This is a genomic window from Evansella tamaricis (genome assembly GCF_019042215.1).
Classification (GTDB): domain Bacteria; phylum Bacillota; class Bacilli; order Bacillales; family Salisediminibacteriaceae; genus Evansella; species Evansella tamaricis.
Genome location: NZ_JAHQCS010000019.1, coordinates 1 through 10,009 on the forward strand (window position 1 = coordinate 1; position 10,009 = coordinate 10,009).

12 protein-coding genes are annotated in these 10,009 nt (G+C 35.7%); 7 read left to right on the top strand and 5 right to left on the bottom strand.

Features of this window, described 5'->3' with window-relative positions; translation table 11 throughout:
• Positions 1 to 480: 480 nt before the first annotated feature.
• Positions 481 to 1,686 carry a GNAT family N-acetyltransferase gene (locus tag KS419_RS00965; protein ID WP_217064228.1) on the bottom strand — a complete coding sequence of 402 codons (1,206 nt, stop codon included), beginning with the start codon at positions 1,684 to 1,686 and terminating at the stop codon, positions 481 to 483.
• Positions 1,687 to 1,872: 186 nt separating this feature from the next.
• Between KS419_RS00965 and KS419_RS00970 the strand changes: the two genes are divergently transcribed.
• The gene (locus KS419_RS00970) at positions 1,873 to 2,118 is read left to right on the top strand and encodes a hypothetical protein (RefSeq protein ID WP_217064229.1); all 246 of its coding nucleotides are present in this window, start codon (positions 1,873 to 1,875) and stop codon (positions 2,116 to 2,118) included.
• Between the two features lie 134 nt (positions 2,119 to 2,252).
• Here the strand turns inward: KS419_RS00970 and KS419_RS00975 are convergent, their stop codons facing one another.
• On the bottom strand, positions 2,253 to 2,525 hold the full coding sequence (locus KS419_RS00975; RefSeq protein ID WP_217064230.1) for an acylphosphatase: 273 nt from the start codon (positions 2,523 to 2,525) through the stop codon (positions 2,253 to 2,255).
• Positions 2,526 to 2,632: 107 nt separating this feature from the next.
• Between KS419_RS00975 and KS419_RS00980 the strand changes: the two genes are divergently transcribed.
• Both KS419_RS00980 and KS419_RS00985 read left to right on the top strand, forming a co-directional pair.
• Positions 2,633 to 3,394, top strand: coding sequence for a lysophospholipid acyltransferase family protein (locus KS419_RS00980; RefSeq protein ID WP_217064231.1), 762 nt, complete (start codon positions 2,633 to 2,635; stop codon positions 3,392 to 3,394).
• 117 nt (positions 3,395 to 3,511) lie between these two features.
• Complete coding sequence (locus KS419_RS00985) at positions 3,512 to 3,841, top strand: SCP2 sterol-binding domain-containing protein (protein ID WP_217064232.1); 330 nt, start codon at positions 3,512 to 3,514, stop codon at positions 3,839 to 3,841.
• Positions 3,842 to 4,080: 239 nt separating this feature from the next.
• Here KS419_RS00985 and KS419_RS00990 read toward each other — a convergent pair whose 3' ends face one another.
• Entirely contained in the window at positions 4,081 to 4,227 is a 147-nt protein-coding gene (locus KS419_RS00990; RefSeq protein WP_217064233.1) for an FbpB family small basic protein, read from the bottom strand.
• A 482-nt stretch (positions 4,228 to 4,709) separates the two neighbouring features.
• Between KS419_RS00990 and KS419_RS00995 the strand changes: the two genes are divergently transcribed.
• From KS419_RS00995 to KS419_RS01005, 3 genes are all read left to right on the top strand, one after another.
• Positions 4,710 to 5,669: an MBL fold metallo-hydrolase gene (locus KS419_RS00995; RefSeq protein ID WP_217064234.1), complete on the top strand. Its 960-nt coding sequence runs from the start codon at positions 4,710 to 4,712 to the stop codon at positions 5,667 to 5,669.
• A 114-nt stretch (positions 5,670 to 5,783) separates the two neighbouring features.
• Positions 5,784 to 6,209, top strand: a complete 426-nt coding sequence (locus KS419_RS01000; protein ID WP_217064235.1) for a hypothetical protein — start codon at positions 5,784 to 5,786, stop codon at positions 6,207 to 6,209.
• Positions 6,210 to 6,406: 197 nt separating this feature from the next.
• The gene (locus KS419_RS01005) at positions 6,407 to 7,201 is read left to right on the top strand and encodes a VLRF1 family aeRF1-type release factor (protein WP_217064236.1); all 795 of its coding nucleotides are present in this window, start codon (positions 6,407 to 6,409) and stop codon (positions 7,199 to 7,201) included.
• 101 nt (positions 7,202 to 7,302) lie between these two features.
• On the opposite strand, the gene KS419_RS01010 is transcribed toward KS419_RS01005, so the two are convergent.
• Positions 7,303 to 7,842 carry a ribonuclease H-like YkuK family protein gene (locus KS419_RS01010; protein WP_380087418.1) on the bottom strand — a complete coding sequence of 180 codons (540 nt, stop codon included), beginning with the start codon at positions 7,840 to 7,842 and terminating at the stop codon, positions 7,303 to 7,305.
• Positions 7,843 to 8,172: 330 nt separating this feature from the next.
• Entirely contained in the window at positions 8,173 to 9,387 is a 1,215-nt protein-coding gene (locus tag KS419_RS01015; protein WP_246593582.1) for an MFS transporter, read from the bottom strand.
• Positions 9,388 to 9,540: 153 nt separating this feature from the next.
• Between KS419_RS01015 and KS419_RS01020 the strand changes: the two genes are divergently transcribed.
• Complete coding sequence (locus KS419_RS01020; protein ID WP_217064237.1) at positions 9,541 to 9,933, top strand: OsmC family protein; 393 nt, start codon at positions 9,541 to 9,543, stop codon at positions 9,931 to 9,933.
• The last annotated feature ends 76 nt before the right edge of the window (positions 9,934 to 10,009 follow it).

Genomic DNA, 10,009 nt, shown 5'->3' on the forward strand with positions numbered 1-10,009 from the left:
GCAGTTGTGTCGCATCCTCGTCAAGGAAGCGACAAAAGACAAGGGAAGAGGAGCAGTTGTGTCGCATCCTCGTCAAGGAAGCGACAAAAGATAAGGGAAGAGCAGCAGTTGTGTCTCATCCTCGTCAAGGAAGCGACAAAAGATGAGGGAAGAGGAGCAGTTGTGTCGCATCCTCGTCCATCCTTTAAGAGTGAGATTTTTAGATACTTGAAGTACCACAAACTTTTTGGATTTTAGTGGCACCTTGTATCTGACCTCACTCTCACCCCACTCGAAAGGGGGAGCTATCGCACCAAAGTGGGTTTTACCGTTTGGGAAATCAGTAATTTACATAATATACATCACAATCTGCAGGTGTTAGGTAACTATGCTCGTTCCTTGTTTGTTTTTTACATATATATCTTTTTCGATCGTTGTGTCTTGTTCACTTCTCAGTTAACACTTTTTTGTGTACCAGTCTCTTTCTTTCATTTTAAGTTCCTAAAAGAAGTCATAGATAAAAGGTTCCTGTTTTGGATAGGAACGGGCAAATCTACCTGCTGTCTTCCAGTCACCTTTAACATATCCCTCGTTATACAAATGATACATTGGCTGTGAATTCATTAACAGCACCGTTAATGATTGAACACTTAACCTGATTCCTTTTTCCGGGGCATGTTGACACGAAGAATTGGTTGACGCTTTTTTAGGAAAAAACCTAATTGAACTATTAGTACTCCGGTCTTTTGTTGGGTAGATAAAATAAGTACCATCATTCCATTGACAGAATTCATCAGTAATATGTAGGATAATAGGTTCAGTATTATCTGAATCATAAAAAGGAATAATAGATAAGAAGGATTCCACATCAACAATTCGTGCCATAAAATAAGAAGAAATTTCCCGATGTATTTTAGGGTCTTCTAATAAAAATGGGACAGTTCCCGCAGGAGTGGTGGTTACTTCTAATTTTTCTAGCATTGAATCGTGGTTAGATATAAACGTCCATAAGCCATCTCTAGATTCTGGATCAAGCCAAATTAATTCATGAACTGTCATCTTCCTTGATTTTACTTGATAGAAAACATATCCACGTGCTTCATGATCTTTGGAATAATAAACGGCCACTTCTCCTTTTTTTCGCTTGAACGTGGAATTCGTCCACCAGTCTGCATCTCTGACTAATGTGCCGTTAAATTGTTTAGCCCAAATCTGATAGATGGAATCAACGAGGATATGATTTTTTTCAATACGTTTAATATACCCGTCTGTTTGTTTCCTTGATGGAAGCTGTTCTCTTGTAAGAGTTAATGTTTGTTGGTCAGCAAATAACTCCCATCCCATTTTTCGATAAAAAGGAATAGAAAAGGGGTAAAGATAGGACAAAACCTGCCCATTACTTTTCATATTTTTTAAGCACTCCAATAATAATGTCTTCACTAATCCGGAACGTCTGTTTTCTGGCCATGTGACAACACCAGAAACACCACCCATTGCAATAGACTTTCCTAAAAAATATGTTTGCAGGGGGAGAACAGTGGCCTTTGAAACGATTTGACCGTCCTCTTCAACCACTAACGTTTGATCCGGTTTTAACCATCCTTTTCGTTCTTCCCTTTCTTCGTCAGTAAGTTCATATTGAAAAGCAAATTCGGACATTCGAATACTTAAATCCATTTCCCCTTCTGTCAGCTTTCTTATCTTCATGATCCACCTCTCCCTATGGTATGGTTTTTTCGATCTTAAAGTTGTATAATAATCTCAATATATTTTACCATAGCATTATATCTGTAAGCGACTTATAAAGAGACACACTTTGTTCAATGGTTCACATACTTTTGGGCGAAGTAGTATGTTAATATGTAAGTAAGAAAGAAAGGAGTTGTGATCGGAATGAAAACATCAACTAGAAAGCTTTTATGTGAATGGACTGATTTTTCCACAGATACAGAAACGTATACACAAGAGATTTTTGAGGATTTAATAGGTGATGAATTTGAAGCGATGATGTTTGAGGATAATCATGATATCCCTTCTTATATATGGACGATCAATTTTGTATGTATTATTAAACGAAGCACTAGAATGATTAATGATATTTCAGTTACAAAAATTCCAAGAAACCCTGCATGTGAGTAAACTGGTTTGGTTATTAACGTTTAAAAGGGGAACGGTTGTTTAAAATTCTGGTAAATAAGCATGTTTCATTTTAAATACATTTCTACGATTCTCTAATAAAAGGGGATCGTTCCTTTTTATTTCTCAGAACTGGACTAATTGATGACTTTAAAGGAAGAATAATTTTCTTCTAAAGGAATTTGTGATAATTTTAGTTCTGTTACTTTGGCTGGAAATCTACCTTTTTTGACTTTTACTAAAAAAGGTTCAATCTCTGTTTTGTTGCCTTGTACTTCAAATTCCACTGAACCATCCGACTGATTTTTTACCCAACCAGAAAGCCCCAACTCGACAGCAAATTGTTGGGTCATATATCTAAATCCAACTCCTTGAACTCTTCCTGTTACAATTCCATGATACCTTTCCATAATGCTATCTCCCTTATAGTAAATTAATGATGATATAATAAATTTAGTATTTATTTTAAGATCATACAATCAAATAATTAAAACAGAAACGGATGGATGAGACAAAGATGTTGCGTACAATAGTCTGGTTTACGTATTTTGTAGGATACTTAATTTATGCTTTACCCAGTTTAGGAAAGGCTAAACGTCTCAAAAAAGAAGGTCATACGGAAGCCCATCATCATCATGTAAAAAAAATTACTGGGGAGTGGGCAAGATTTCTAGTGAAAAAAGCAGGTGGAAAGATTCATGTTTATGGGGAAGAAAATATACCTGACAATGAAACGGTTCTGATCGTCTGTAATCACCAGGGAAACTTTGATATTCCAATACTCCTAGGTTACTTCAATCGAAAAATTAGTTTTATATCAAAGATTGAAGTAAAAAAGTTACCAATTATAAGAACTTGGATGGAACACATGAATTGTATTTTTATGGACCGAAAGAATAAAAGACAAGCAGTGAAATCGATAATTGCTGGAGTGAAACTATTAGAGCAAGGGCAGGACATGGTAATCTTTCCTGAAGGAACAAGAAGTAAAGGAGACCCCATTGCCCGATTTAAGAAGGGGAGTTTTAAGCTTGCGACTAAGTCGAAAGTGACAATATTACCAGTGGCTATAGATGGTTCTTATTTACTTATGGAAGCCAACAACAATCGTATTTGTCCAGCGGATGTTCATGTGAGAATTTTGGAACCTGTCCGCATTCATCAAGAGAAATCTGACATAGATGTTGGACAATTGGCAGAAATTGTTCAACAAAAAATTGAAGCCTCTTTTAATACTAATGAACAGTCTGATAAAAAAATAGAAGCAAAGAATATGTAAACTTGGACTATCTCTAAATGAAACGGGATGAAAATAAAAAAAATAAAGGAAATTACTAATATTTATCTAATTTGTTTAAATGAATGGTCAATCACTTTTTAAATAGGGGGTTAAATAATGGAAGTAAAGGATCGATTTGAAGCATTGCTGGCAAAGATGAGCAGTGATCCAAGCCATTTAGGAGATCTAAATGTTGTCTATCAATTTAATTTTGCAGGAAATGAAGATGGTGTATATCAATTAAAAATATCAGATAAACAGGTGGAATTTGTGGAAGAGAAAAGATTTGAACCGCAAATTACGTTAGAAATGAGTGAAGATAATTTTCTGAATCTAATCAAAGGTGATTTGAATCCTACTATGGCTTATATGAGTGGTAAATTAAAAGTACGTGGTGACCTTTCATTAGCACTAAAACTACACGGATTGTTAAAAAAATATCAGTAGAGGAATATGCGGAAAAGACCTTCTAGATTTTAGAAGGTCTTTTTCAATAGATTTCAATAGATACAAAAGGATAAGGTTTTCTTATCGTTATCTTGCTCTCTCCTACTCGCAGCATGGCACTCGGAAGTGACAACTGAAGTCAGAGCAGAGAGCCCACTTCTAGTCTACTTCTTCAAAATGCCAGTAGAGGAAGACACATATAGACGCATACACTTTCTTATGATCTCCCTGATAAAATTTTATGCTTTTTGTAATTCATTCTGCCTTTGTTGTTGTTTATCTTCCACTTTCTTCTCAATAACTTCTAATGCCTGGGCATCGTTTAAGAGTTGTTGTCTATTTTCTTTCACTAATTCTTCAAAACTTTTATGCAAACGCTTTCTCATAGGTATCAATCCTTTTCAATTAAAATTATCTCTCCATTAAATTATATAACTTTTTACTATCAATACGTGTGTAACCTGTTACAAATTTCTGAACATTTGTAAAAATTCAATTTTAGTTTACCATGTATTTTGTGATTAAGTAAACAAATGGGGATTGGACTTTAGAGAAAAGGATGTAGTAGGACTTTTCCACATATCCACATAGTTATACACAAACCAAATGCTTTTCTATAGGGTTTTAGGAGAAATACTAACGTTATCCACAGATGAAACTTCCAGTTAGTTTATTTAATTACCCACAGTTTATTAACATTAAATAGCTTGTTAATGTAAGCTTTTTCAACTTTATCCACAACGTTCATTTGGTTTGTGGGTAACTGGATATATTTACGACACATGACATTATTAATGAAATAAGCTACAATTATAGTATAAAATGAATGAGTATTCATTCTTTTTCGATGAGGGAGGTAATCGGCTAAGTGAATACAATTGCAAAAGATATTGTTCAGATGACAATACCAACACCATTTCTTGTGGGGCCCATTAATACATACCTGATTAGAGGAGAAACACTGACATTAATCGATACAGGTCCAAAGTCAGAAGAAGCCTTACACTGTTTAAGGGATAAGTTAAAAGAACTAGGGTTGAATACCACAGATATTGAAGTAGTAGTATTAACACACCATCATCCCGATCATATTGGTCTGGTTGAGGAATTTTATCCACAGGCCAAATTATATGCCCATGAAAAAGTTTCCCCATGGTTAAAAAGAGAACAGGTTTTTCTAGAAAATACTCAAGCGTTTTATAAAGAATTATATAGCCGTCATGGTGTACCAAAAGAGATAAGGAATAAAATTGAAGAATCAACTCAAGGCTATTTAAGCTATTATCCAGACAGAGAATTGGATGATTTTTTAAAGGAAGGGGATCAATTAAATTTCTTATCTGGTTGGTCAGTTTTGGAGACGCCAGGACATGCACAAAGCCACATTTCCCTATATAGGGAATCAGATGGTGTTTTAATTGCTGGAGATCACTTGATCCAACATATTTCATCTAATGCTATTATCGAAGCTCCTTATGGTAAAGGGGAAGAGCGTCCAAAAACATTACTTCAATATCGGGAATCATTAAAGAAATGTTTACATATCAATACGGCTTTTTCTGGTCATGGGGATGTCATAACTAACCCAACCGAATTAATAAGAAAGAGATTAGCAGAACAAGATAAGAAGGCATACCAATTTAAACAGATGATTGGAAGTGAGGAAATAAGCTGCTTTGACCTTTGTATGAAGAAATATTCTCATATCTATGAAAAACAGCCATCATTAACCTTTTCAGAAACATTAGGCCATTTAGACTTACTTGAAGATTATGGGGAGATCGAACAGGTGGAGGTAGATGGAAAAATTTTTTATAAATCTATCTGAAATTGTCATGGTGAAGCCAAATTAGTTAGTTATTATCAGAAGATATATTGTTTTATTTATGGAAAACTAGGGAATATATTAACGATATATGTAAAAGGGAATGGAGGGATTAGAATGGATGAAGATGTGAAAACTGGTAACTGGTTTAAACGTACGATTATCTTCGGTACACTGGCATGTTCCATTTATCTTGTTTCAAATAAGAGGGTTCGTACGAAAGCGGTAAATGGAGTGAAGGAATTTACAGACCAGACAAAAAACTGGTATACCGTTATTAAAGATAACCGTGAACAAGTACTAGAGCAAATCAAATTATCTGGAGATAAACTGTCGAGAGTGGTGGAGGATGCATCGGAGGATGTTCAAAGAATCGTCGTTGCGACACAACATATGAAAGAACATTCCCAGGTCTTACTTCAAACTCTAAAGGAAACTCAATCTGAGTTTAGCCAATTAAAGGACAAGTTTAAAATAGAGAAATCCAACAGAGTAGCACCAGGGGGATTATTGCCGGAAAGAGACGATGAAATCTTACAGTAATAATTTTTTCAAAGGGTAACTTCACTCAGATGTTGTTATCCTTTTTTGTTTTTTTAAAATTTTAATTCTAAATAAATTCATACTAGTAATAATTTGTTGTTCACTGCCGTAAATATCATGAAAGAGAAAAATTGATGTTTGAAGAAGTGCTATAAAGGTTACATATCTGTACATGCTATACAAGGAGGAATGTCTTAATGTCATTTGGCAGTGAATTAAAAGCATTAAAGGAATTCCAGTGTGACCAGGGGAAATGTGTGTTAACGGTATATTTAAACACAGACAGGGCAAATCAGGATCAGCAAAAGGGTGAGTGGAAGATACGCTTAAAGAACGGATTGAAAAGGTTGGAAGAATATTTAATCGCCTCTGGAGAAGAGGTTCAGCTCCAAAGCTACCGTAAATTGAGAAAGATGGTGGAGAAGGAGGTTCGGGGAAATCAATCCCATCTCTTAAAAAGTGTTGTAATCTTTGCCTCTGAAGACAAAAGTTTATGGTCCGTTCATTACTTACAATTACCTGTAGAGACTAGTTTTCACTGGGAGAACAAACCTGCCGTAGACCAGTTAGAACAAATGCATAAGACCTTCCCAAGAACCGGAATTATTATGCCTAGTTTGAATCAAGTTAAAGTGATTGATGCTGACTTAGGAGAGATTCAAGATACAAGGGTATATGAATTTGATCCAGAAACAGAAGATTGGCGTCCCAAAAATGGGCTTGCAACATCTGACCGGATGGCATCTGGAGCAAACCATATAGATGGTTTTCAACAACGTTTTGAAGAGAACTTGAACCGTTTCTATAAAAAAATAGCCGGGAATTTAGAACAAATGAAACGGGATCGAAAATGGGAGTCAGTATATATTATAGGTGAACCAGATATGGTTAAAACATTAGAGTCACTTATGAAGGTCAAAGTAGACCGCTGTGTGATGAAAAATATGACGAACTCGCAATCTTCGCAAGTCCTCGCACAAGTGTTTCAATAGAATAGTATCAACAATGTTTAGGAAGCGTTTTCAATAAAAGTGTTTTGCAATGGTTAGTCACAAAATTGTGCGGGACCTGGTCCCGCACAATTTTGTGACAATTACTTTGTGTAGCGATTTGCATATGCGCTGGCAACATAGGATTCAGGTTTGATTTTTGGCTCTATTCCCATGGACTCAATTCGAGAGGTCATTTCTCTTACATAAAGTTTTGTCTTATTTTGATTTTGAGAGCCAATATCAATATGTCCTTCAATAGTAAAAGAAGCCCCCTTATATATATGTGGGAGAACAATATTTATTAGTTGATCCTTTCTTTTTTCCGTAAACATAGATACAATCTCTTCTGTTAATGAGGTTTCGAAGGATATTTTTTCATGTAAATTTGTTATTTGCCTTGGAATGGATACTTTTCGGATACATGCCCAAGCACCTTTACCTTCCTGTTGAATCACAATCCCGGTTACAAAACGAGTGAATGTGGCATGTACTTGAGAGTCGGTTCCAAACATCAAACGATAATTTCCTTTTGGATTCCTTTTTATAAACCAAACAATACGATCAAAAACTTGTTCGAAAGTCAGGTTTTTTTCCTGTAAATTTTCAAATGAATAGTTCAGAGCTTGGAGTTTTCTCATCATACCGATGCCTTTCCTTTCTGAAAGTAGTAGTGACACTTGAAAAACGAACCTGTACGATATGTTTATTCCGTTGCCATGTTTTGTGTGTTCAACCTGAAAGAGTATGTAATTCCAAAAACAGAGAGTTGTTTTGACTATTAGTATGTAAAAAAGTCTAAAATTATTATTCAGACTTTCGAAACATAATTTAATAAAAAAAGGTTGTCAATTAAAATCATTTAATAAACGATTTTTTGACAACCTCTTTTGTATTCGACTATGTGAAAAGATAATGTTGATTTTTTAATACAGGTCGAAAGTAGCGAGGGTCCTTCGCTACATTCAACAACATTATGCGGATTCGGTGGATTTTCCAACAGATTTTTTATTTATTCTTTCGAATAGGAGGGCAGCAACAAACATGAGCAAAAGCATGGAACTCATGGAATAATATATTGCTCCTTGTTCTACTACACCAATTAACCAACCCCCAACGGTTGGACCGATCATACTTCCAACCGCAAAGAGAACACCGGTCATCACTGTACCTGTTGGTAATAAATTTGCAGGAACTAAGTCGGCTAAGTAGGCGATACCTAAAGAGAATGAGGAGCCTAATAGCATTCCTGATAAGGTAAATAAAATCCATAAAACCCATGGAAGATGCTCCACAAAACTCATGGAGAAGAACAGGATGAATCCGAAGAAGAAGATGATTTTAAGTACCTTGCTTCGTCCAATTTTATCACTTAGTATCCCTAATGGAAGTTGTGTAAACAAACTTCCAAATACAAAACTTGGCAATAATAGAACAGTGACAAATTGAATGTCAATTCCCATTCTCATGGCATAGACGGGATAATTTCCGTGGAGAGATGCTTCCAAATAGCCATAGAGAAAACCTGGCAAAAGAGCGAACCAGGCAAGTTTGATCACTTGTTTATAACGGGAGAAAGTATTTAACTGTGATGCCGTCTCAAAATCACTCTCCGGCCATTCATTTCGTAAAAAGAGCATAAATACCCAAGCAATAACGCTAAATCCCGATGCAATGAAGAACGGCAAATACTCATTGATAGCGAGTAATTGAGTCATCATTGGACCGATTCCAAATCCAAGACCAAAGGCGAGACCATAGATAGCAAGCTGTCTCCCCCGTTTTTCCTTTGACGCAGTTGAACTGATCCAAATCTGTGTTGAGAAGTGGATTAAATTATCGGCTATCCCCACCACAATTCGTAAAATAAACCAGAACCAAAATGTTTGCCAAATAGGGAATAGAATTAAAGAGATCATTACTAAAACAAGCCCTATGATAATAATAGGTTTATATCCATATTTTCGAACAGGCTTTTCAATAAATGGAGATATTAGAATTATGCCAATATATAGTGCTGCTGCATTTAATCCATTAGCTGACGAAGAAACTCCGGCCGTTTCCAACATCACAGCGAGAACGGGAAGTAACATTCCTTGAGAAAAACCTGCTATTAGAACCATTCCAACCAATACCCAATAACGATAAACGGGATGATTGATTTCCTTGTTTATTTGATTTGTTGACAAGACTAATCCTCCTCTTAAATAAAACACCTACCTATCCAATTGTAATTCCTTTCTGTAGTATTTCAAGTGAAAAATAGGAGAGGGGTAAAAGGTGACGAAATAAATTATTGAAGGGTAAAATAAGTGAGAGGTATATAAAAGGAGGTTTGTATAATGATTTTTAAGATGAAAGAAAATGGATTTGAAACGAAATTTGAATATGGGACCATTCAAATTTCCGGTAATGAACAATACGGTTTTCGACCATATCAATTAATGGTGAGTTCCATTGCAGTCTGCGGTGGAGGGGTACTTAGGAAAATTCTAGAAAAACAGCGGATGAAAGTGACGGATATGACCGTAGAGGCAGATGTTACCCGTGATCCGGAAGCGGCCAACAAAATAACAAAAATTCATCTGCACTATACGATATCAGGGGAAGGGCTGATAGAAGATAAGCTTGAAAAAGCGATGGTGTTGGCACAAAAAAATTGTCCTATGGCTCAGACTGTCATTGATTCCATCGAATTGACAGAGAGTTTTAAAATTGGCTATGTTAAAGGCTAATGTTGATTTTTTAAATAGGATGATTTTTAGCGAAATTTACGACTACTGTCTCTTCCTCTGCGAGCAAATGCTCCGA

Bases quoted from the DNA above. Each gene is read 5' to 3' on its own strand.
- KS419_RS00965 (WP_217064228.1), bottom strand. From the start codon at position 1,686: ATGAAGATAAGAAAGCTGACAGAAGGGGAAATGGATTTAAGTATTCGA.
- KS419_RS00970 (WP_217064229.1), top strand. From the start codon at position 1,873: ATGAAAACATCAACTAGAAAGCTTTTATGTGAATGGACTGATTTTTCC.
- KS419_RS00975 (WP_217064230.1), bottom strand. From the start codon at position 2,525: ATGGAAAGGTATCATGGAATTGTAACAGGAAGAGTTCAAGGAGTTGGA.
- KS419_RS00980 (WP_217064231.1), top strand. From the start codon at position 2,633: ATGTTGCGTACAATAGTCTGGTTTACGTATTTTGTAGGATACTTAATT.
- KS419_RS00985 (WP_217064232.1), top strand. From the start codon at position 3,512: ATGGAAGTAAAGGATCGATTTGAAGCATTGCTGGCAAAGATGAGCAGT.
- KS419_RS00990 (WP_217064233.1), bottom strand. From the start codon at position 4,227: ATGAGAAAGCGTTTGCATAAAAGTTTTGAAGAATTAGTGAAAGAAAAT.
- KS419_RS01000 (WP_217064235.1), top strand. From the start codon at position 5,784: ATGGATGAAGATGTGAAAACTGGTAACTGGTTTAAACGTACGATTATC.
- KS419_RS01005 (WP_217064236.1), top strand. From the start codon at position 6,407: ATGTCATTTGGCAGTGAATTAAAAGCATTAAAGGAATTCCAGTGTGAC.
- KS419_RS01010 (WP_380087418.1), bottom strand. From the start codon at position 7,842: ATGATGAGAAAACTCCAAGCTCTGAACTATTCATTTGAAAATTTACAG.
- KS419_RS01020 (WP_217064237.1), top strand. From the start codon at position 9,541: ATGATTTTTAAGATGAAAGAAAATGGATTTGAAACGAAATTTGAATAT.